This window comes from Natronorubrum halobium (assembly GCF_051351675.1).
GTDB lineage: Archaea > Halobacteriota > Halobacteria > Halobacteriales > Natrialbaceae > Natronorubrum.
Window position 1 is genome coordinate 2,023,165 of record NZ_CP195595.1, and the last position, 21,128, is coordinate 2,044,292.

Annotated in this window: 16 protein-coding genes; 9 read left to right on the forward strand and 7 right to left on the reverse strand. The window is 65.2% G+C overall.

Features of this window, described 5'->3' with window-relative positions; translation table 11 throughout:
- Window positions 1-37 precede the first annotated feature (37 nt).
- Window positions 38-1,081, reverse strand: a complete 1,044-nt coding sequence (locus tag ACSFC7_RS10045) for a DUF4382 domain-containing protein (protein WP_436347570.1) — start codon at window positions 1,079-1,081, stop codon at window positions 38-40.
- A gap of 263 nt (window positions 1,082-1,344) precedes the next feature.
- On the opposite strand from ACSFC7_RS10045, the gene ACSFC7_RS10050 reads away from it, so the two are divergent.
- Together ACSFC7_RS10050 and ACSFC7_RS10055 are read left to right on the forward strand one after the other, a co-directional pair.
- Window positions 1,345-2,499, forward strand: coding sequence for an acyl-CoA dehydrogenase family protein (locus ACSFC7_RS10050; protein WP_436347571.1), 1,155 nt, complete (start codon window positions 1,345-1,347; stop codon window positions 2,497-2,499).
- Between the two features lie 245 nt (window positions 2,500-2,744).
- Window positions 2,745-4,679, forward strand: a complete 1,935-nt coding sequence (locus ACSFC7_RS10055) for a PAS domain S-box protein (protein ID WP_436347572.1) — start codon at window positions 2,745-2,747, stop codon at window positions 4,677-4,679.
- On the opposite strand, the gene ACSFC7_RS10060 is transcribed toward ACSFC7_RS10055, so the two are convergent.
- Complete coding sequence (locus ACSFC7_RS10060; protein WP_436347573.1) at window positions 4,676-5,248, reverse strand: HalX domain-containing protein; 573 nt, start codon at window positions 5,246-5,248, stop codon at window positions 4,676-4,678. The two genes, ACSFC7_RS10055 and ACSFC7_RS10060, sit on opposite strands and share 4 nt — an antisense overlap.
- Window positions 5,249-5,590: 342 nt before the next feature.
- Complete coding sequence (locus ACSFC7_RS10065) at window positions 5,591-7,567, reverse strand: 3-hydroxyacyl-CoA dehydrogenase NAD-binding domain-containing protein (RefSeq protein ID WP_436347574.1); 1,977 nt, start codon at window positions 7,565-7,567, stop codon at window positions 5,591-5,593.
- A gap of 114 nt (window positions 7,568-7,681) precedes the next feature.
- On the opposite strand from ACSFC7_RS10065, the gene ACSFC7_RS10070 reads away from it, so the two are divergent.
- Together ACSFC7_RS10070 and ACSFC7_RS10075 are read left to right on the forward strand one after the other, a co-directional pair.
- Entirely contained in the window at window positions 7,682-8,833 is a 1,152-nt protein-coding gene (locus tag ACSFC7_RS10070; RefSeq protein WP_436347575.1) for an acyl-CoA dehydrogenase family protein, read from the forward strand.
- Between the two features lie 517 nt (window positions 8,834-9,350).
- Window positions 9,351-10,643, forward strand: a complete 1,293-nt coding sequence (locus tag ACSFC7_RS10075) for an amidohydrolase (protein ID WP_436347576.1) — start codon at window positions 9,351-9,353, stop codon at window positions 10,641-10,643.
- Window positions 10,644-10,665: 22 nt separating this feature from the next.
- Here ACSFC7_RS10075 and ACSFC7_RS10080 read toward each other — a convergent pair whose 3' ends face one another.
- Together ACSFC7_RS10080 and ACSFC7_RS10085 are read right to left on the reverse strand one after the other, a co-directional pair.
- The gene (locus ACSFC7_RS10080) at window positions 10,666-11,322 is read right to left on the reverse strand and encodes a CPBP family glutamic-type intramembrane protease (protein ID WP_436347577.1); all 657 of its coding nucleotides are present in this window, start codon (window positions 11,320-11,322) and stop codon (window positions 10,666-10,668) included.
- A 266-nt stretch (window positions 11,323-11,588) separates the two neighbouring features.
- The gene (locus ACSFC7_RS10085) at window positions 11,589-12,209 is read right to left on the reverse strand and encodes a hypothetical protein (protein WP_436347578.1); all 621 of its coding nucleotides are present in this window, start codon (window positions 12,207-12,209) and stop codon (window positions 11,589-11,591) included.
- Window positions 12,210-12,271: 62 nt separating this feature from the next.
- On the opposite strand from ACSFC7_RS10085, the gene ACSFC7_RS10090 reads away from it, so the two are divergent.
- Together ACSFC7_RS10090 and ACSFC7_RS10095 are read left to right on the forward strand one after the other, a co-directional pair.
- On the forward strand, window positions 12,272-13,018 hold the full coding sequence (locus ACSFC7_RS10090; RefSeq protein WP_436347579.1) for a helix-turn-helix domain-containing protein: 747 nt from the start codon (window positions 12,272-12,274) through the stop codon (window positions 13,016-13,018).
- Window positions 13,019-13,110: 92 nt separating this feature from the next.
- Window positions 13,111-15,678: a heavy metal translocating P-type ATPase gene (locus ACSFC7_RS10095; RefSeq protein WP_436347580.1), complete on the forward strand. Its 2,568-nt coding sequence runs from the start codon at window positions 13,111-13,113 to the stop codon at window positions 15,676-15,678.
- Window positions 15,679-15,735: 57 nt separating this feature from the next.
- Here ACSFC7_RS10095 and ACSFC7_RS10100 read toward each other — a convergent pair whose 3' ends face one another.
- Window positions 15,736-16,110, reverse strand: a complete 375-nt coding sequence (locus ACSFC7_RS10100) for a CBS domain-containing protein (protein ID WP_436347581.1) — start codon at window positions 16,108-16,110, stop codon at window positions 15,736-15,738.
- 64 nt (window positions 16,111-16,174) lie between these two features.
- The gene (locus ACSFC7_RS10105) at window positions 16,175-16,702 is read right to left on the reverse strand and encodes a metal-dependent hydrolase (RefSeq protein WP_436347582.1); all 528 of its coding nucleotides are present in this window, start codon (window positions 16,700-16,702) and stop codon (window positions 16,175-16,177) included.
- A 122-nt stretch (window positions 16,703-16,824) separates the two neighbouring features.
- On the opposite strand from ACSFC7_RS10105, the gene ACSFC7_RS10110 reads away from it, so the two are divergent.
- From ACSFC7_RS10110 to ACSFC7_RS10120, 3 genes are all read left to right on the forward strand, one after another.
- Window positions 16,825-18,672, forward strand: a complete 1,848-nt coding sequence (locus ACSFC7_RS10110; RefSeq protein WP_436347583.1) for an L-aspartate oxidase — start codon at window positions 16,825-16,827, stop codon at window positions 18,670-18,672.
- Window positions 18,673-18,837: 165 nt separating this feature from the next.
- Window positions 18,838-19,431, forward strand: a complete 594-nt coding sequence (locus ACSFC7_RS10115; protein ID WP_436347584.1) for a DNA-3-methyladenine glycosylase family protein — start codon at window positions 18,838-18,840, stop codon at window positions 19,429-19,431.
- A gap of 294 nt (window positions 19,432-19,725) precedes the next feature.
- Window positions 19,726-21,054, forward strand: coding sequence for a hypothetical protein (locus tag ACSFC7_RS10120; protein ID WP_436347585.1), 1,329 nt, complete (start codon window positions 19,726-19,728; stop codon window positions 21,052-21,054).
- Window positions 21,055-21,128 lie beyond the last annotated feature (74 nt).

Sequence of the window (21,128 nt, forward strand, 5' to 3'; positions counted from 1 at the left end):
GACGGGTGGAGACGGAACCGACGACGACTCATCGTGTCTACGCCCCCTCGCCGTCGTCGGGATCGTCGCCCTCGCCACCGTCGCCGGGATCGGCGTCGTCTTCGTCGTCACCGGTTTCGTCGTCGGCATCGGTGTCATCTTCGTTGTCACCGGTTTCGTCGTCGGCATCGGTGTCATCTTCGTTGTCACCGGTTTCGTCGTCGGCATCGGTGTCATCTTCGTTGTCACCGGTTTCGTCGTCAGCATCGGATTCGTCATCTTCCTCGTCACCAGTTCCGTCGTCAGCGTCGGATTCGCCGTCATTGTCCTCGGCGGTCTCGTCGTCCCCGTCGCCCGACACCTCCTCGACCTCCACGTCCTCGCCAGCGACCCCGCTCTCCGAGATCACTGGCGTCAGGTTGTAGTCGTTCCCCCGTCCGCGTTTGACCACGTTGATGTCGAAGACGAAATCGACGGCGTCGTCGTCGCCGATCTCGAAGGGGTGGGTGATCTGGAGCTTTTCGCTGGGTACCTTCACGTTCGCCCGCTCGCCGTCGACGATTCCCTCGATCGCCTCGACGTGGAGTTCGATCTTCTCGTAGGTCCCCGGCGACAGTTCGTCCTCGAAGACGGGGATCGCTTTGTCGCCGACCACCTGCGTGAGGTCCACCGTCGCACCCTCGAGGTCGAGCGTGTAGAACCCGCGATTTCGCTCGACGTTGCCACCCGCTTCGTCTTCGTTCGCCACCTCTTCTTCGGACGATTCGTCCGCTTCGTTGTCATCATCTCCGTTCTGGTCGTCCGATTCCTCGTCGCCATCCCCGTTCTCGTCGTCACCGTCGAAGATCCGCGCGTAGTCGAGGGTGACGTCCAGCCGGTCGAAGTCGCCGATGTCGGCCGGCATATCGCTGACGAGCAGCCGGAAATTTCCGCCGTCGGAGTCCGACTCCCCGTCCGTCGACTCGTCGTCCGATTCGTCCGCCGGCGCGCTCTCCGACGTACAGCCGGCGAACAGCATCGCACCGAGGCCGCTTCCGGCGGCGATGAACGTTCGGCGTTCGATCGGGTTGTCGTGATCGCGGTTCGGCGGTCGTTCTGTCATACCTCCCGCGTCGGACTCGAGGATGTAATAACGCGGTTGCCGTTCTGATCATTCACAACCGTTTGTCACTGTTTTAGTCGGGACTGTACCGGTCGATATAATCCGTCGCTGGTCGCTGCAATCGTTTCGATCGTTCACGGCCGACTCACTCGGTTTTGCTCATCGACGCGACCGGTTTCGACGCCAACCCGCCGTCGGGTGGATTCGCGTGGCTTGCACTGTTGCCCCGCGGGTATATCCACCTTGCTGTCGTGTGACAGGACATGGATCTACTCGAGGAGAGTATCGTCCCGGAACACGCCCACGAGATCAAGGCCGAGGCTCGCGAGTTCGCCCGCGAACACATCGAACCGAACGCACAGGAACACTTTCAGGAGGGGACCTACCCGGAGGAGATTCTCGAGGCCGGCCAGGAGGCGAACCTCGTCGCACAGGACATCCCCGAGGAGTGGGGCGGTCGCGGACTCGACCTGCCCCAGTTACTCGCGCTCACCGAGGAGTTCTACCGCGCGGACGCGGGCATCGCCCTGACGCTCCAACTGGCGAGTTTCGGCTGCGAGATTACCTACGAGTACGGGACCGACGAGCAGTGCGAGGAGTACATCCGACCGGTCGCGGAAGGCGAGCAGCGCTCGGGGCTCGCCGTCTCGGAACCCGACACCGGCAGCGACCTCACGGGGATGGAGACGACGGCCGAGAAAGACGGCGACGAGTACGTCATCGACGGCGAGAAGTACTGGATCGGGAACGGCGTCGAGGCGGACTGGATCACGCTCTACGCGCGGACGGACGACGACGAGACCAACCGCTACGGCAATCACTCGCTGTTCATCGTTCCGACCGACACCGACGGCTACGAGGCCGAACACATCCCCGAGAAGATGGCGATGCGCGCCTCGAAACAGGCCCACATCGAACTCGAGGACTGTCGCATCCCCGAGGAGAACCTGATCGGATCCGAAGGGGCGGGGTTCTGGATGCTCGCGGAGTTCTTCAACCACGGCCGGATCGCCGTCTCCGGCCACGGCCTCGGCCTCGCGGCGGCCGCCATCGAAGAGGCCTGGGAGTTCGTCCACGACCGCGAGCAGTTCGGTCGGACGATCAGCGACTTTCAGGCGGTCCAGCACGGTCTCGCGGACATGTTGATGAGTTTCGAGCGCGCCCGATCGCTCGCCTGGCGAGCCTGCGAGAAGGTCGAAAACGGTGAGAACCCGGGCTACTGGGCGGCGCTGTCGAAGACGAGCGCGACGGAGACGGCCGTCGAGGTTGCCGAGCGAGGGATGCAGTTCCACGGCGGCCGCTCGGTCCTCGACGAACGCCGGATCGCTCGCGTGTATCGCGACGTCCGTATTCCCGTCATCTACGAGGGAGCGAACGAGATCCAGCGGAACCTGATCTATGGTCAGGCACCGTCCTAACGGCCTACGGCAGGTTCATTCTCACGGTCGGTCCGCCAGCGCGGGTCACCCTCTCGGTATCCCCTCGAAACCCACTCGGCCGAAACCACCAACTCGGCGGACTGCAGACGGTCAGTAGTGATCTCCCGCGGACCGGTCGGCACGAATATCGTGTCGAAAGAACAATCAGTTCCGATAGCGTCCGGTCGAATAGTAACGGCGATTCGCCGTGATAGACATGGATGCCCCAACGGAGTCGAACTGAGATGAGTCGACCACGCGTCCTCTGTGTGAGTAGCGATCGCTCGACGCGAGCGTCAGTGACGCTCGCGCTGACCGACGAACCGGTCAACGTCGTCGTCGCCCAGCACGCTTCCGACGCCGTCGAACGACTCGAGCAGCAGTCGATCGACGCGATCGTCGTCGACGCGAGTACGGTCGCGAACGTCCCGGAACTCGTCGACACCGTCGAATCCGAGTCCCCGGAGACGCCGACGTTCGTCCACTGGGGCGACGCCGAGACGGGCGCGGGATCCGTCGCGGTCCTCGGCGAGGTCGTCGCGCGGACCGAGGACACCGAGTCGCCGGATCGGCTGGCCGACGCCGTGACGGGGCGTATCGACGCCGACTCGAGAGGGACTGACGAAACTGATGTCTCGAGTGAGACGGATGGAACGGGCGAGGACCGGCACAACCCCGATCTCCCCGCCGATCTCGAGTCCATCGTCACCGGCGTCAGGCGACGACTGGTCGACGTGACCTCGCCCGTCGCCGTCGAACGGATCCTCCGCGAGGAGTTTACGGCCGCCGATCGATTCGGGTTCGCCTGGGTCGGTGAGTACGACCGCGGCGAGCGCGAGGTCGTCCCGTGGCTGACCGATCCGGACAGCATGGAGTGGCCGATGCAACGAACGTTCCCCATCGGTGACGGCGAGCAACCGCTGCTCGAACGCGCACTGCAGACGGGGGAGCTCCAGACGCTCCAGGACGTCGCGAACAATCGCGACGAGGTTCCCTTCGGCGACCACGCGTTCGATCGCGGCGTCCACGCCGTCGCCGTCGCACCGCTCTCCTCGAGCGACGACGTCTACGGCGTGTTCGTCGTCTACGCCCCCGTCCCGTTTTCCGACGCCGAACGGACGGCGATTCGCGCGGCCGCCGCCGCGAGTTCGCACGTCCTCGAGACGATCGTCGTCCGCGGACAGCTCGAGCAGCAAGAACGGACCCTCCAGCGGTACGAACGGCTCGTCGAGACGGCCGGTGACGGCATGTACGTCCTCGACGAGCAGGGTCACTTCATGACGGTCAACGACGCGCTCACCGAGATGACCGGCTACAGCCGCGAAGGGCTGCTCGGCGAACACGCCTCGATCGTCTTCGATCGGGACGACATCGAGGCCGGCGAGGCGAAGATCCGCTCGCTGCTCGCCAGCGAGACCGGAACGGACACCCTCGAGCTGTCCCTCGAGGCGAAAACCGGCGATCGAATCCCGTGTGAGGTCCAGATCGCCGTGCTCGTCCACGACGGGGAGTATCTGGGCTCGGTCGGCGTTATCCGCGACATCACCGAACGAAAGCGCAGCGAACGGAAGCTCCGCGAACAGAACGAACGGCTCGACGCCTTCGCGCGAATCGTCAGTCACGACCTCCGAAACCCGTTGAGCGTCGCGCAGGGCTATCTCGACCTGCTCGAGGAGACCGGATCGCTCGAGCACGCCGCGAACGTCCGCGACGGCCTCGATCGAATGGAGTCGATCGTCGAAGACGTCCTGGCGATCGCCCGCGACGCCTGGGAGTACGTCTCGACGGCCGACGCGTCGCTGTCCGTCGCGGAAACGGTCGGCCTCGAGGCCGACCGGTCGCGGCTGTTGCGGTTGCTCGAGAACCTCTTTCGTAATGCTGTCGAACACGGTGGCCCAGGAATCACCGTCCGAATCGGGCTCCTCGACTCGAACGGCGAGACGGGCACCGAACCCCGCGGCTTCTTCGTCGAGGACGACGGTGCGGGGCTCCCCGACGAACTACGCGGCGAACTGTTCGACCCGTCGGTCTCGTCGTCGTCGGACGGGCTCGGAATCGGGCTGTGGGTCGTCAGAGAAGTCGCTACTGGACACGGCTGGTCGGTTACCGCAGCGGAGAGCGAAGCCGAGGGGGCCCGGTTCGAGTTCGCGTTCGACGCCGAATCAGCTGACCGGCGTTAGTTCTCGGTCTGGAGATCCTGAAACGCGCCGACGAAGTCGTCGTGGGAGGTCATCCCGGAGACCGTCTCGTCGACCCGTTCCTCGAGTTCTGCGACGCGCTCGCGGAGGTTCTGGTACTCCTCGTTGTCCGCGAGTTCGCGGTCTGCCTTCTCGGATTCCAGGAGCGCTTTCTTCGAGACGAGCGCGTAGTACTCCTGAATGTCCGATTCGTACTCCGATCGATCGGCGACGTCGTCGACGATTTCGACGAGTTCGTCCTTCGAGACCGGCTTGACCAGGTAGTCGTCGAAGCCCATCTCGATAATATCGAAGTCCGGATCGACCGCGGTCACCATCACGACCCGCGAGTCGTAGCCGGCATCCCTGATCTTCGCCAGCACTTCGTCGCCGGAGAGTCCCGGCATTCGGCGGTCCAGCAGTACGACCTCGACGGAGTTGCCCATCTTCTCGAGCGCTTCTTCGCCGTCGTAGGCCGTATCGACGCTCCACTCGCTCTGGAGCCACGCGGCGAACAGATCGGCGAGTCGAGCCTCGTCGTCTACGACGAGCACTTCGAGATCCTCACTCATTGGTTGCCCCCTCGCTTCTCATCATCGATTACAGCCACGGGTCACCAATCGTACCTCTGGGTGATAAATCTCGCGACCAGCTATCAGTGTTTAGACTGATTCCGATCGAAGCGTTCGCGCCGTACTCGATAACCGGGCGACACAACTATGGAGTGGTGACCGTCTCGAAAACATATTCGTTCCGAGAGGCGCGAAAACAACGGGCTCGAGGGGACGCCGGTTCGCGACCGGTATCAGCGGTCGTCGGTCGGCGTCGGCCGCCGGTTCCGACGCCGTCTCACTTCCCTTCGAACTCGGGCTCCCTTCCGAACGACTCGCGCTGCGAGCCGTTCGACGCTCGCCTTACTTCCCCTGGAAGTCCGGCTCGCCGTCTCCCATGAAGGCCGTCATCCCCTCCATGAGGTCGTCGGTCGCCATCAGGTGGCCGAAGGCGGAGGCCTCGTACTCGAGGCCGGCTTCGGTGTCGTCGCGTCCGGCGAGCATCGCGCGCTTGGTGAACTTCTGGGCGATCGGTGGCCCGCCCGCGAGCTCCGTCGCCAGTTCGAGTGCGCGGTCCTCGAGTTCGTCGTTGTCGACGACTTCGTTGACAAAGCCGTACTGTTCCATCGTCTCGGCCTCGTAGCGCTCGGCCGTGAGAATGATCTCCTTCGCGCGGCCCTCGCCAACGATGTGTTTGAGCCGCTGGGTGCCGCCCCAGCCGGGGAGCAGACCGAGGTCGAGTTCGGGCTGGCCGAACGACGAGCGCTCGCTCGCGACGCGCATGTCGGCGCAGGTCGCCATCTCCATTCCGCCGCCGAGACAGAAGCCGTCGATACCGGCGACGACCGGCATGTCGCAGGCCTCGAGTTCGCCGAACGTGGACTGGCCCTTCTTCGAGAGGTCCTGGGCCTGAATCGGGTCCGCACCGCCTGCGGCCATGCTCTGGACGTCCGCGCCCGCGGAGAAGGCCTTCTCGCCCTCGCCGGTGATGAGGATCGAGCGGACGTCTTCGTCGTCCTCGAGCAGGTCGATCGCCGCCGAGAGTTCCTCGAGCAGTTCGTCGCTGATCGTGTTCATTCGGTGCGGCCGGTCGAGGACGATCTGTCCGACCATATCGCCGGGGTACTCGACGCGGATCACGTCGAACTCGACCTCGCCGTCCGCGGTCCCTGCCGAGTCGTAAAAGCCGCCCTCGCCGGCGCGTTCCTCGAGGTAATCGGCGGGCTCGTAGCGCTCGTGACCCGTCTCCTCGTAAGCCTCCTCGAGCGTCTCGAGGGCCTTCTCGACGCCGAAATCGTCGACCATCTTGACGGGGCCGTCGGGGAAACCGGCGCCGAGTTTGGTCGCTTCGTCGATGGACTCCGGCGGCGCGACGTCGTTGCCGATCAGTTTGGCGACTTCGTTGGCCATCGAGGCGACCAGTCGCGCCTTGACGAGGTCGGACTGCTCGTCGGTCGGGATTTCGGCACCCGGTCCGTCCTCGTAATCGTAGAAGCCCTTGCCAGTCTTCTTGCCGAGCTCCTCGTTCTCGACCTTCTCCTCGAGCAGCGGACACGGCTCGTAGGCCTCGCCCAGCACCTCGTGCATGTACTCGAGGACGTGGTAGCTGATGTCGTTGCCGACCTGGTCGCCCAGTTCGAAGCTGCCCATCGGGAGGCCCATGTCGTACTTCGTCGTCGAGTCGACCTCGGCGATGGTGGCCTCCTCGGAGTGGACGAGCCAGCAGGCTTCGTTCATCAGGGGGACGAGCACGCGGTTGACGATGAAGCCGGGCGAATCCTTGTGTACGCGCACGGGGGACTTGCCGATATCGTCGGCCAACGCCTCGATCACGTCGAGGGTCTCCTCGTCGGTTTCGCCGCCCGAAATCACTTCGACGAGCTGCATCCGGACCGGCGGGTTGAAGAAGTGCATCCCGCAGAACTGCCCCGGCCGGTCGGTGAACTCCGCGAGGTCCGTAATCGAGAGGCTCGAGGTGTTCGTCGCGAAGATCGCGCGGTCGGGCGCGACCTCCTCGAGTTCGGTGTAGACGTCCTTCTTGATCTCCATCTTTTCCGGCACGGCTTCGATGACGACATCGGCGTCGCCACAGGCTTCCTCCATGTCGACGAGCGGGATGATCCGCTCCTTGGCGGCCTCGGCTTCCTCCTCGCTGAGCTGGTCGTTCTCGGCCAGTTTGTCGAGCGACCACTCGATCTGCTCGTAGCCGTTTTGCACGAACTCCTCTTTGATGTCGCGCATGTTGACGTCGTAGCCAGCCATCGCGACAACCTCCGCGATGCCGTGGCCCATATTCCCTGCGCCGAGAACTGCGACGGTGTTGATATCTTCCAACTCCATGGTTACACTTGCAATCGGCACGTGTTTCAACGTTTCCCTCCTCTTGGCAGAAACTATAGTTCAGTTTACTACCGGTTACAAAGCTCTTTATCGATGGGATAGGAACACGTTCACATGGAATTCGGTCTCTCCGAAGAGCAGGAACAGATCCGCGAAGAAGTCGAGCGGTTCGCCAAGAACGAAATCGTCCCCGAGGCGGAGACGTACGACGTCGAAGAGACGTTCCCACACGAAATCGTCGACAAAGCCGCCGAGATGGGACTCGTCGGTTCGTCGATCCCGATCGAGTACGGCGGCGCGGGCTACTCGACGCTCGAGTCGGTGCTCATCGCCGAAGAACTGTTCTCCTGGGACCCCGGCATCGCGCTCTCGATTATGGCCTGTTCGTTCGGCACCGAAGCCATCCAGGAGTTCGGGAACGAAGACCAGAAGGAGCGCTTCCTCGAGCCCGTCGCGATGGGCGAGAAGATTTCGGGGGCCGCCATCTCCGAACCCGACACCGGCTCCGACGTCTCCTCCGTTTCGACCCGCGCCGAGAAGGACGGCGACGAGTGGGTCGTCAACGGCAACAAGATGTGGATCACCAACGGGACCGTCGGCGACTTTTTCGTCGTCCTCTGTAAGACCAACCCCGACGCCGAGGGCCGGTACAACGGCTTCAGTCAGATCGTCGTCGAGTCCGACCGCGACGGCTTCAGTTCGGAGAAAATCACCGGGAAGCTCGGCATTCGCGCCTCCGACACCGCCGAACTCATCTTCGACGACGTTCGCGTCCCCGAGGAGAACCTCATCGGGACCCGAGACGCCGCCTTCATGCAGCAGATGCAGTTCTTCGACGCCACCCGAACCGGCGTCGCCGCACAGGGCGTCGGGATCGCCAAGGGTGCGCTTCGCGCGGCCCTCGAGTACGCCCAGGACCGCGAGCAGTTCGGCCAGCCGATCAGCGAGTTCCAGGCCATCCAGCACAAACTCGCCGACATGGCGACCCAGACCGAGGCCGCACGCAACCTGACCTACAAGGCCGCCTGGAACGTCGACCAGGGCAACGACATCACGAAACTCGCCTCGATGGCCAAGGAGTACACCTCCCGCGTCGCCGTCGACGTCTCCAACGAGGCCGTCCAGATCCACGGTGGCTCGGGCTACGTCAACGACTTCCCCGTCGAGCGCTTCTACCGCGACTCGAAGATCACCCAGATCTACGAGGGGACCAGCGAGATCCAGAAGAACGTAATCGCGCGCGAACTGCTCGGGAAGGGCTTCTAAGGAACGAACTTTTGCTCTGTCGTTCGAGAGAGCGAAGCTCTCTCGTGACTGAGCGAATCGGAGCTAAGCGGGAGCGAAGCTCCCGCGAGGTCAGCGGGACTACGTCCCGCCAGAATTCGCGAGGTCCGCGAAACCTTCGGTTTCGCTTGATGACGAAAGGCGCTTTGCGCCTTTCGAACCACGGGCGCGGCGAAGCCGCGCCCTCGGCAAAACTTCGATGAAAAGCACTCCTCCTTCCCCTCCAGCCGCGTGAACGCGGCTTCCGGGTCAGTCGTCGGCCCGCTCGAAGCCTAGCGGCTGCTCGCGGTGAACGGTGCCGCTCACGATGCACTGCGTTCACCGTTCGCCATTCCACGGTTCTCGCCCCTTTCAGGGCTCCGATCGTGTACCGTTCGGGTTCTTCGAACCGCTCACTGGTCGATGCATAACTGTGTGAACGGTCAGCGAGTGACGAGAGGAGAAACGGCTCGTTCTGAGAGTCCTCAATATAATATCGAGCGACGTGAACACCCATCCGATGGCGACACTTTCGGTCACCGACGGCGACGTGCTGCTGCCGGACCTGACGACCACACGCGCGGACGTCTTGATCGACCGGGACGACGGGACGATTCTCGAGATCGGTCCCGATCTCGAGGGCGACGAGACGCTCGACGCATCGAACGCCCTCGTGACGCCCGGCTTCGTCAACGGTCACTGTCACACGCCGATGACGCTGCTTCGCGGCTTCGCCGACGACAAACCGCTCGATCGCTGGCTCGAGGAGGACGTCTGGCCCGCCGAGAGCGAGTTCACGGCCGCCGACGTCCGCGCGGGCGCCGAGTTGGGCGTCCTCGAACTGATCAGGTCGGGCGTGACCGGATTCGTCGATATGTACTTCTACGTCCCCGAGATCGCCGACGTCGTCGATCGCGCGGGTGTCCGCGCCCTGCTGGGGCACGGAATCGTGACCGTCGGCAAGGACGAGGCGGCGGCGCGGGCCGACGCCGAGGAGAGCCTCGCGTTCGCCCGCGAGTACGACGGTGCGGCTGGCGGTCGTATCTCGACGGCGTTCATGCCCCATTCGCTGGTTACGGTCGGCGAGGCGTACCTCGAGGAGTTCGTTCCGAAGGCCCGGGCGGCCGGGCTCCCGATCCACTATCACGCGAACGAGACGCGAAACGAGGTGGCGCCGATCGTCGACGACTACGGTGTGCGACCGCTCGAGTACGCCGCCGAGCGGGGACTCCTGGAACCGGAGGACTTCGTCGCCCACGGCGTCCACGTCGACGAGCGCGAGATCGCCCTGCTCGCGGAGGCCGGCACGAGCGTGATCCACTGCCCGGCCTCGAACATGAAACTGGCCAGCGGGATGGCACCGATCCAGCGCATGCTCGAGGCGGGCGTCTCGATCGGACTGGGAACCGACGGTGCGGCCGCGAACAACGACCTCTCGATGCTCGACGAGGCCCGCGACGCCGCCATGATCGGGAAGCTCGCCGCCGCCGACGCCAGCGCCGTGTCCGCCGAGACGGTCGTCGAACTGCTGACCCGTGGCGGCGCGAAAGCGCTCGGGTTCGACTCCGGGCGACTCGAGGCGGGCGCACCGGCTGACATAGCCGTGGTCGACCTCGAACGGGCGCATCTGACGCCGAGCCACGATCCGGTGAGTCACCTCGCGTACGCGGCGACGGCGGCTGACGTCCGCCACACCCTCTGTAACGGGCGGGTCCTCGTGCGGGACCACGACGTACGGGCCCTCGACGAGTCGGCGGTACTGGACCGTGCCGAGCGGGCGGCCGAACGGATTACGGATCGCGCCAATACCTGACCGCGCCGCGACCAGATCTCCGTCAGAGGCCGGCGACCACGAACATCAGCGACAGCGCGACGAACACCACGTGCGCGAAGACGTGTGCGAGCATACCCGCCTCGAGACTCTGCCTCCAGAACAACCACCCGAAGGCCAGCCCACCGATCACGTTGCCGACGACGATCCAGGCGACGACCTCGAGCGTCAACTCGCCGTAGAGCGTCATCGCGGTCGGCAGGTGGCCGATTCCGAAGACGATGGCGGCGACGACGACCGCTGAGGCCATCAGTCTCGAGGACGGCTCGGCCGACTTCCGACCGACCGTTTTCCAGAGGCCGAACGCGACGAGCGACATGAAGCCCCAGCGCAGGAGCAGTTCCTCGGTGATCCCGCCGTAGAGGAATCGAAGCGGGACACTCGCGAGTACGGTGCCAATGGTCGCATCGGCCGATCCCGGCGCGTTCGCGGGAGTCGGCGCGAGGACGACCTCCGCGAGGACGATCGTAACCCCCGCAGCGACTCCGAGGCCGGCAGCGATCGGCAGTTCCTCGCGGAGTCGCGGGACGATCGGTTTGCCGTCCGTGACTCTCTCGAGGACGTGTGAACGAAGCCCGACTTTGGGCGCGGTATAGCAGCCGATCAGAACTGCGATGGCGAGGAGGATCGACGACTGGACGACGACTGCGGCGACGAGCAACGCCGTGGAAACGTCTGCGACCTCGGGGATGTCCGCCAGTCGTGCGGGTGTCGTGACCGCCAGTGCGACGATACCGAGAAATCCGAGAGCGAACAGTGCGCCGACGCCGCGGGCCGTGATACCGCTCGGTCCCCTTTGTGGCCGTCGCTGTTACGATCGGAGTCGCTCTTCGAGTCCATCCCCCGGAGAATGCAAGCCGATTATCTTAACGGACCGCCTCCGCCGCTGGCTGGGCACCGTCCGAGACGTGTACTCGAGCGGTTCGGTTACCCGTCGGAATCCGAGTCTGTATCGCTACCGTCGGAATCACTGTCGGAATCTGTATCCGTGCCGTCACTATCGGAATCAGTGTCCGTGCCATCACTGTCGGAATCAGTGTCCGTGCCGTCACTATCGGAATCAGTGTCCGTGCCATCGCTGTCGGAATCAGTGTCCGTGCCGTCGCTGTCAGAATCGGTGTCTCCGTCGTCAGTGTCGGTATCGCTATCGGTATCTGCCTCTCCGGTACCGGAATCAACGTTCGGCGTCGGTCTCGAGTCATCGTCGTCGCCACTCGAGCGAGCCGTTTCTCCCCGTACGGCCACGGAGTCGACAGCTCGTCCGGGTGTCTCCGTCGTCTGGACCTCGGAGTCGGAGCGCTCGGCGGGGCGGTTCGGCCCGGAGACTGGCTCGTCCGCGAGCGCGTACAACGCGACGGGGGGAACGACGTAACAGGCGATAGCGGCGACCGCGAACCACGGGTCGACGAACACGAGGATCCCGAAGATGGCGAGCGCTGCCGTCGTCGCCGTGTGGACAGTCGTGTCCGTATAGCGACGATAGAACACCCAGAAGTCCTGGACCCACCTCGTGACGCTCGAGATCACGACCGTCGATACCGGCACCATCGTCCGTCGCTACGGGAGCCATCGAGAAACCCCTTTGGCGTGCGAGCCCCTCTGTAGGGCTAATGAGAGAATTCGTCTTCGCCCTCGAGTACGAACCGGGGACGAACCCGGTCGCCGACGTGCTCGCCGACTACCCCGAGACGTCGATCCGCTCGCTGTCGTGTCACGTCACCGCGGACAGCCTCTGGCGGGTCGACCACGCCGAAGGGTCGAGCGAGGCGCTCGAGGCCCTCGAGGACGCCTACAAGAACGCGGATTTCTTCGCGGACTGTCTCGTGAAGGACGACTGCGGGGCCGACTGCGAGGTGCAGGTGCTCGACCGCTCGAACGGCACGCTCGTCGTCTACACGTACTGGGATCGAACCGAGATCTGTACCTCGGTGCCCCACGTGGCTCTCGAGTACCTCGGCGAGGGACTCCTCTTCGAGACCTACCGTGAGGGCCGGCGCTACCGCTGGCGGATCGTCCTCGGGAGCGACGCGCCGATCCACGACTTCTTCGACGCGCTGGGCGAGGAGGTCGGCGAGTGTACGGGGATGGAGATGCTGCGGCTGACGGAACTCGACCCGGACCGCAGCCACCCCGAACCTGCAGAGGAGCTACCGGACGAGCAACGCGACGCGCTGCGGGCGGCCGTCGACCACGGCTACTACGAGACGCCGCGCCGGATCGAACTCTCCGCCCTCGCCGAGGCGCTCGAGATTCCTCGGTCGACGCTCTCCTACCGCCTCCGCCGGGCCGAAGCCAGCCTCGCGACGACGTTCGTCGACGAAGACGACTCGCTCGAGATGCTGGTTGCGGACCGCTGAGCGGGTCGATAGCCGAACCTCGGCTCCGGCCGACGGTCGAGTTGGCGCACGCCAAATAACCCGTATGTCGATCCGGCGATTACGAGCAGATAATGAGCGATACTCCCTCCCCATCTACTCCGCCGGACTCGAGTCGGACCCTCGAACTCCGCGTCCCCGACATGGACTGTCCCACCTGTGCGGGCAAGGTCGAAAACAGCGTCGAGCGACTCGAGGGGATCGACGGGATCGATCCGCGGGTGACCAGCGGCCGCCTCGTCGTCGAGTACGATCCGACGCTGACCGACGAGTCCGAGATTCGCGAGCGGGTGCGCGCGGCGGGCTACGAAATCGACTCTCGGGCGGCCGAACGCACGTTTTCGGTCCCCGGCATGGACTGTGCCTCCTGTGCGAGCAAGGTCGAGAACGCGCTCGAGGCCACCGACGGCGTCGACGAGATCGAGACCCGGCCCGCGTCCGGTCGGGTCGCCGTGACGGTGGCCGACGGGGCCGATTCGGAGACCGTCCTCGGTGCGATCGAGAGCGCCGGCTACGACGCATCTCCGATCGCCGACGACAGCGATCCGATCGACGACCGGGAGGCCGTCTGGAAGAGCCGTCGCGCCGTCGGAACCGCGGTCGGTGCCGCGTTGATGACCGTCGGCATGCTCCTCGAGTTCGTCTTTCCGGCCCTCGATCCGGTGCTCGGCACCGTCGCCGGTCGAACCTACGAACTCTCACACCTGCTGTTCATCGCGGCCGTCGTGGTCGCGGGGACGCCGATCCTCCGCAACGGGTACTACTCCGTCCGCAATCGGAGCCTCGACATCGACTTCCTGATGGGGCTCGGAATCGTCGCGAGCGTCGCGGCTCACCACCCCTTCGAGGGGGCCATGCTCGCGGTGCTGTTCTCGGTCGCGGAACTGCTCGAGCGGTTCTCGATGGACCGCGCCCGGGACTCGCTGCGGGAACTGATGGATCTCTCGCCCGAGACGGCGACCGTCCGTCGCGAGGACGGCACCGAAGAGACGATTCCCGCGGACGAACTCGCGGTCGGTGATACGGTTATCGTGCGGCCGGGCGAGAAGATTCCGGCTGACGGAACCGTTCTCGAGGGCGAGAGCGCGATCGACCAGTCGCCGATCACGGGCGAAAGTGTACCCGTGGACAAGGCCGCGGGCGACGAGGTCTTCGCCGGGACGATTCCCGAGTCGGGCTATCTCGAGGTCGACGTCGAGAGCGAGGCCGGCGACTCCACCATCGCCCGGATCGTCCGGATGGTCGAGGACGCCGAACGAGAAAAGACCGAGCGCGAGCAGTTCATCGACCGCTTCGCGAGCGTCTACACGCCGATCGTGGTCGTTCTGGCGGTCGCGGCCGCGCTCCTCCCGCCCCTGCTGTTCGGCGCGTCCTGGAACTACTGGTTCGTCGTCGGACTGACGCTGCTCGTGATCTCCTGTCCCTGCGCGTTGGTCATCTCGACTCCCGTCAGCGTCGTCTCGGGGATCACCAGCGCCGCGCGAAACGGCGTCCTGATCAAAGGCGGCCGCCATCTCGAGGCCGTCGGCGACAGCGACGTCCTCGCGGTGGACAAGACGGGGACGCTGACCGAGGGCGATCTGACGGTGACCGACGTGATCCCGCTCGAGGGCGCCGACGAGGACGACGTCCTCCGACGTGCGAGCGCCGCGGAGCGCCGCAGCGAACACCCGATCGGACAGGCGATCGTCGGTTACGCCGAGGAGCGGGACGTCGCGACCGACGGCGACGAGGCTGCGCCCGAGGTTTCGAACTTCGAGGCGCTGACCGGGAAGGGGGTCCGCGCCAAAATCGACGAGACCACCCACTACGTCGGCAAACCGGACCTGTTCGACGGACTCGCGGATCTCGAGCACGTTCACGCGACGACCGACGGCGGCGTGGCACTCGCCGAGATGGGGTACGGTGGCCAGTCTCAGTGCGAGCAGAAGGGCTGTCTGGACGTGCTCAGCGAGGTCGTCCCCGACCTTCAGGCCGAGGGCAAGACCGTCGTGATCGTCGGCACCGAGGACCGACCGATCGGTGTGATCGGCGTGGCCGACCGCGTTCGGCCGGAAGCGAAGTGGGCCGTCTCGCGGCTGCAAGAGCAGGGCGTCCGCGTCGTCATGCTCACCGGTGACAACGAGGGAACCGCCCGCGCGATCGCCGAACAGGTGGGGATCGACGAGTACCACGCGGAGTTGCTGCCCGACGAGAAACTCGAGTGGATTCGGCGACTCGAGGGCGAGGCGAACGAAGACGGCGAACGCGACGCCAACGTCGCCATGGTCGGCGACGGCATCAACGACGCACCAGCGCTCGCGACCGCCAGCGTCGGCATCGCGATGGGTGCCGCGGGGACCGATACGGCGCTCGAGACGGCCGACGTTGCGCTGATGGGCGACGACCTCACCCGCCTGCCCTACCTCTACGAACTCTCCGGGATGGCGAACGGCGTGATTCGCCAGAGTATTTGGACGAGTCTGGCTGTGAAAGCGGTTCTCGCGGTCGGTGCACCGTTCGGGATCGTCACGGTGATCCACGCGGTCGTCATCGGCGACATGGGGATGAGCCTCGGCGTGACGGGCAACGCGATGCGACTGGCGAACGTCGAACCGGAGACGCCCGACGGACTCGAGAGGCGCGGCGACGGTAGGCACTGATTCCCGATAGGAACCCGTAAAAGCCAATTGACGCGCGGATCGAGCGGGCGGCCGGTTCTAAGACAGGTGGACCGTGACGTCAGTCGACGAGACCATCCCGACGTAGTCGTCGTCGACGACTGGGAGGTGTTTGATACCGTACGTGGTCATCATCGCGGCGACCTCCTCCATGTACAGATCCGGCGCGACGGTTTCGACGTCGGTCGTCATCACGTCGGCAACCGTCAACTCCGTGATGTTCCGTTCGTTGGCGACGGCGTCGAGAACGTCCGTACTGCTGACGATCGCCCGCGGCGTCGTCGGGACGACTAACGCGTTGATGTTCTTCGCTCGCATCTGCTGGACGGCTTCCACGACCGTCGCGTCCTTCGAGACGGTCTCCAGTGGCGTTGACATGACGTCTTCGACGGTTTGCCTGTCTTCGGAACTCATACCACGGCCAACGGCCGCCGACGGTATGGTATTTCCCCAATCAGCCTGTCTGTTCCGATACGTGTCATCTCCCGAGCCAGCGACGAATCGTCTCGGTTCCGGGCCGGCCGTCGGCCCACCACAGCGCGACGCCAGCGGCGAGAATAGTCGCCTCGATCCACAGCGTCGTTATCTCGAGTCCACCGACAGTCCCGAGGGGTTTGGTCCCCGAGTACGCAGGCATCTCCGTAATCGGCCAGAGCAGAAAGCCGAGTTCGTCGAAATCGCCCGAGAGGACGTGCCACGGAACGTCCGTCGCGACGTGCGAGAGGGAGCCGATCGCGAAGGCCACGCCGAGGATCCGGCGGTCCTGCCGAGTTGCGACGATCCAGACGAGGAGAATCGACGGAATCGCAAACAGCAGCGAGTGACCAACGGTTCGGCCGACCGACACGACATCGGCTGCGTAGAGCGGCTTGTCGAGGAAGTCCGCGAGACCGGCCGCGAAGACGGCGACGAGCGCGGGTAGATCGGCGGGCCGTCGCCCGTCGTGCCACCGCGTGTACCCTGCATAACAGAGGTAGCCGACGGCGAGGTGCACGACCGGGAGCATCGTTCGAACGGTAGCCGACGTGCCGTGCTAAATCCCGGGGCTGACCATGCGTGCTCGTCCGCTTCCGGGAGCTGCATGGTTGGGTGGTCGGCTTATTTCCCGTCGGCCCGTATCGTACATCGATGACAAAGATACCGCCGACTGACCACGGTGTACCGACGACCGACGCCGGCGTCGACGGCCGAATTCACACCCCCAACGGCGGTGACGGCGATCGCGAGATCGAGTACGACACCGTCACGACCCCCGTCCTCGTCGTCGGCGCGGGTGCCGCCGGGGCACGCGTTGCCATCGAACTCGCCGAATCGGGGCTCGAGCCGCTCGTCATCGGCAAGCGCGACCACGGCGACGCCCACACGACGTGGGCCGCCGGCGGCATCAACGCCGCACTCGGCTCGCTCGACGAGGACGACTGGACGATCCACGCCGCGGACACGCTGAAGGAGGGCCACCATCTGAACGACCCCGAAGCCGTCGAACTGACCGCGAAGCACATGCCCGACCGCATTCGCGAACTCGCGGAGTGGGGGATGCCGTTCGATCGAACCGAAGACGGCGAGATCAACCAACGGTACTTCGGCGCGCAATCCTCCCGACGGACCTGCTTCGTCGGCGACCGGACCGGGGAGGCCATGCTCGAGACGTTGATCGACCGCGCACAGGCGCTCGAGATTCCCTACCGCGACAACGTGATGATCACCCGGTTGCTCTCGGACGACACCCGCGTCGACGGCGCCGTGGGGTTCGACATGGAGACCGGACGCGGACTGCTGTTCCGGACGAACCACGTCGTGCTCGCGGCGGGCGGGTTCTCGGCGCTGTACCACCGCCACTCCTCGCGGGCCGACGAGAACAACGGCGACGGACAGGCGCTGGCCCTCGAGGCGGGCGCTCGACTGGTCGACCTCGAGTTCGTCCAGTTCCACCCGACGGGGATGGTCGGCGAGCGATACGGCGAGGAGTGGGACGGGAGACTCGTGACCGAAGCGGTTCGCGGCGAGGGTGGGCGACTGTTCAACGCGGAGGGTGAGCGATTCATGGAGCGCTACTCGCCGAATCAGATGGAACTCGACGCCCGGGACGTCGTTGCGCGAGCGATCGCACGGGAGGTTCGAGAGGGGCGCGGCACGGAACACGGCAGCGTCTACCTCGATATCTCTCACCGCGATCCCGACTACGTCCGCGAGCGGCTGCCGACGATGGTCGAGCGGTTCGGCGACCTCGGCGTCGACATCACGACGGAGCCGATGGAAGTCGCGCCGACCGCACACTACACGATGGGCGGCGTCGACATCGACTTCCGGACCGGCGAGACGGGCGTCGACGGACTGTACGCCGTCGGCGAGACCGTCGCGGGCGTTCACGGTGCGAACCGTCTCGGCGGCAACTCCCTGGCGGAGACCGTCGCCATTGGGAAACTCGTCGGCGCTCACGTGGCGAACGCGGTTACCAGCAGGGACCGCGTTCCCACCGTCACCGGCGCCCAGCGCGCCCTCGCCGAACGGGAGTTGCAGGCGCTCGACGACCTCGCCGCGGCCGAGGGCAGCGTTCGTCCGATCGACCTCCTCGAGGAACTCGGCGACCTGCTGTGGGACACCGCTGGGATCCTTCGCGACGAAGCGTCGCTCCGCGAGGGGCTGGCCGGCATCGCCGAACTTCGAGCGCGGACCGCCGACCTCCGGGTCGACGGCGACCGAACGTCGCGGTCGTTCGAGTACGCCGTCGACCTCTCGTTCAGCCTCACCGTCGCCGAGACGATGCTTCGGACCGCACTCGAGCGAACCGAATCCAGAGGCGCCCACTATCGGACCGACTTCCCCGAGACGGATTCGGACTGGCGAGCGACCCTCGTCCTCTCGGCCGACGAGGACGGGCTCAGGGTCAGGCGTCGCGGCGTCGCCGACCCGTCGGAGGCGGTCCGGGACGCGCTCGAGGGCGATCACGAACTCGACTATCACCACCTCGAGTGACGGCGCCGATTTCGAGCGGTCCCGACCGCTCGATTCCTCGAGCGCACGGCTCCATTCCGGCTCGGCTTCCTCCGACTCGATCGTCACCCACCGATCATCGCGTGCCAACGCGGGGCACGACCGAGATGCCTTTTAGCTTCGCCGCCCCAGTTTCCGTCCAAGCAAATGTTAGCAGACGCCGAGCCGGTTCTCCGGCAGGACCCCGTGATGGCGGAGCTCGTCGAGCGACACGATCCGTACGTCGAGCCGAACTGGGACGAGTTCGAACGACTCTGTATCTCGATCATCAACCAGCAGCTGTCGACGGCGAGTGCGGCGGCCGTCCGGGAGCGCGTCTTCGAACTGTTCCGCGACGAGGTGACGCCCGAAGCCGTCCTCGAGGCGGACGACGACGCGCTCCGATCGGCCGGCCTCTCGCGACAGAAGATCGAGTACGTGCGAAACGCGGCTCGGGCGTTTCAGGAGAACGACTACACGAGAGCGGGGCTGGCCGACTACTCGAACGAGGAAGTCCTGGATCTGCTCACCGAGATCAAGGGAGTCGGAGACTGGACGGCCCGAATGTACCTCCTGTTCGTCCTCGAACGACCGGACGTCCTGCCCCTCGGTGACCTCGCCGTCCGCCGCGGTATCGAGCAGTTGTACGGCGACGGCGACGACGACCTGACGCGAGCGGAGATGCGAGAAATCGCCGAAGCGTGGCGCCCGTATCGAAGCGTCGCGACGCGGTACATCTGGGCGGAGTACGAATCGGAGTAGCAGCGTAGGGCGTACCTTCTCGTCGAGAGCCCGCGGCCTCGAGCGAACAAACGCGCACGTTTCCCGCCGTTGAACGGAGTGGAACGATCGCGGATTGCGATGACGAAGACCGGCCGTCTGCGGTAATCCGGTACTATCTCCGATTTCACTCCCGAAGTTCTGAAATCGTGCATAAACAATGGTCGATTACGAACCCGATTATGCAGGCCACACTGGGGGTCTCGAGAAACGAGATACTGACCGACGAGACGGCCATGCCGACTCAAGTGTTCGCCGACCGCGGTCGGAAACGAGATGGCGAACGAACCACCCGTAGACGACGGCCCCGAGCAGCGACGGATGACTACCGATCCCGAACGAATCCGGGAGTGGGCGGAAGCCCGCGACGCCGTTCCCGTCACGGTCCGCGACAGCGACGATCACGGTCACTCCTTCGCCCGACAGGGGCAACTCGAGGAGGGTCACGAGGAGTACACCTGGGACGAGTTCACGGAGACGTTCGACGACGAAAATCTCGTATTCGTCTACCACGACGACGAGCCCACCGGAGAGGGACTGGGTTACTTCGAGATCGTCGAACGCGAGGCGGCGTTCGACCGCGCGGATCTCGGTCGGAGCGAACTCGAGGACCAGCTCCGAGAGGGCGAGACGGTGACGACCGAAATCGTCGAGACGCAGGTCGTCGAGACGGAGGTCGTCGAACGAGACACGATCGAAAGCGAGGTCGTCGACACCGAACTGGTCGAGCGACAGGTCGTCGACACCGAACTGCTGAATCGTGATATCGTCGACACCGAGTTCGTCAGCGCCGACCTCATCGAGGTGACGACGGACGAGTCCCGTCTCGAGACGATCGAGGAGATCGAACGGTACACCATCGAGAGTCGGGTGGTCGACGTCGACGTCGAACAGCACGACGAGGTCGAACGCGACGACATCGAGACGGACGTCGAACTCGAGAGCGTCCAGCGCTCGATCCTCGACAGCGACGTCGTGCGCACGGACGTCTCCGCCGACGAAGTCGTCGACCGGGAGGTCATTCAGAGCAAGCGCGGCGAGGGCGACACCGTCCGGAGCGAACTGCTCGAGCGCCGCACCGTCGAGGAGCAGATCGACGAGCGAAGCCGGATGCGCTTTGCGCTCGAGGAGACCGAACTGCTCGAGTCCGAGGTCATCGGCAGCGACCTCATCGAGGGCGAGATCATCGACGTCGAGGAGTACGGCGCGATGGATACGTCGGCCGAGGCGGGCGGGACCGGCGCGAGCGCTGGTGCTGGGGCCGGAGCCGCGGCGACGGACGATACTAGCCCCGACGTCGAAGTCGAGTCCGGAACCGACGCGTCGACCGCCGGCGCAGGCCGGATCGAACTCTCGCCGGAGGATCAGGGGAAAGACGTCGTCGACGAGCGGGGCGAACAGATCGGCATCGTCGCGGAAGTCGAGGGACAGACGGCCTACATCGACCCCGAACCCGGGCTGACGGATCGACTCAAAGCGCGGCTGAACTGGGGCGGCCACGGCGACGACGACTACCCCGTCGAGGCCTCGGAGATCAACGAGATCACCGACGACGAAGTGATCATCCAGCACAGCGGCGACGAGGAGACGACGGGCGTCGAGTAGTCGCGCTGCTCACGGAACGAGTACGGCACCGAGCGAGCGAAAGCGGGGTGAGAAACCGTCGGTGACGACGACTC

Coding starts and splice junctions, on each gene's coding strand:
- ACSFC7_RS10045 (WP_436347570.1), bottom strand. CDS start 1,081: ATGACAGAACGACCGCCGAACCGCGATCACGACAACCCGATCGAACGC.
- ACSFC7_RS10050 (WP_436347571.1), top strand. CDS start 1,345: ATGGATCTACTCGAGGAGAGTATCGTCCCGGAACACGCCCACGAGATC.
- ACSFC7_RS10055 (WP_436347572.1), top strand. CDS start 2,745: ATGAGTCGACCACGCGTCCTCTGTGTGAGTAGCGATCGCTCGACGCGA.
- ACSFC7_RS10060 (WP_436347573.1), bottom strand. CDS start 5,248: ATGAGTGAGGATCTCGAAGTGCTCGTCGTAGACGACGAGGCTCGACTC.
- ACSFC7_RS10065 (WP_436347574.1), bottom strand. CDS start 7,567: ATGGAGTTGGAAGATATCAACACCGTCGCAGTTCTCGGCGCAGGGAAT.
- ACSFC7_RS10070 (WP_436347575.1), top strand. CDS start 7,682: ATGGAATTCGGTCTCTCCGAAGAGCAGGAACAGATCCGCGAAGAAGTC.
- ACSFC7_RS10075 (WP_436347576.1), top strand. CDS start 9,351: ATGGCGACACTTTCGGTCACCGACGGCGACGTGCTGCTGCCGGACCTG.
- ACSFC7_RS10085 (WP_436347578.1), bottom strand. CDS start 12,209: ATGGTGCCGGTATCGACGGTCGTGATCTCGAGCGTCACGAGGTGGGTC.
- ACSFC7_RS10090 (WP_436347579.1), top strand. CDS start 12,272: ATGAGAGAATTCGTCTTCGCCCTCGAGTACGAACCGGGGACGAACCCG.
- ACSFC7_RS10095 (WP_436347580.1), top strand. CDS start 13,111: ATGAGCGATACTCCCTCCCCATCTACTCCGCCGGACTCGAGTCGGACC.
- ACSFC7_RS10100 (WP_436347581.1), bottom strand. CDS start 16,110: ATGAGTTCCGAAGACAGGCAAACCGTCGAAGACGTCATGTCAACGCCA.
- ACSFC7_RS10105 (WP_436347582.1), bottom strand. CDS start 16,702: ATGCTCCCGGTCGTGCACCTCGCCGTCGGCTACCTCTGTTATGCAGGG.
- ACSFC7_RS10110 (WP_436347583.1), top strand. CDS start 16,825: ATGACAAAGATACCGCCGACTGACCACGGTGTACCGACGACCGACGCC.
- ACSFC7_RS10115 (WP_436347584.1), top strand. CDS start 18,838: ATGTTAGCAGACGCCGAGCCGGTTCTCCGGCAGGACCCCGTGATGGCG.
- ACSFC7_RS10120 (WP_436347585.1), top strand. CDS start 19,726: ATGGCGAACGAACCACCCGTAGACGACGGCCCCGAGCAGCGACGGATG.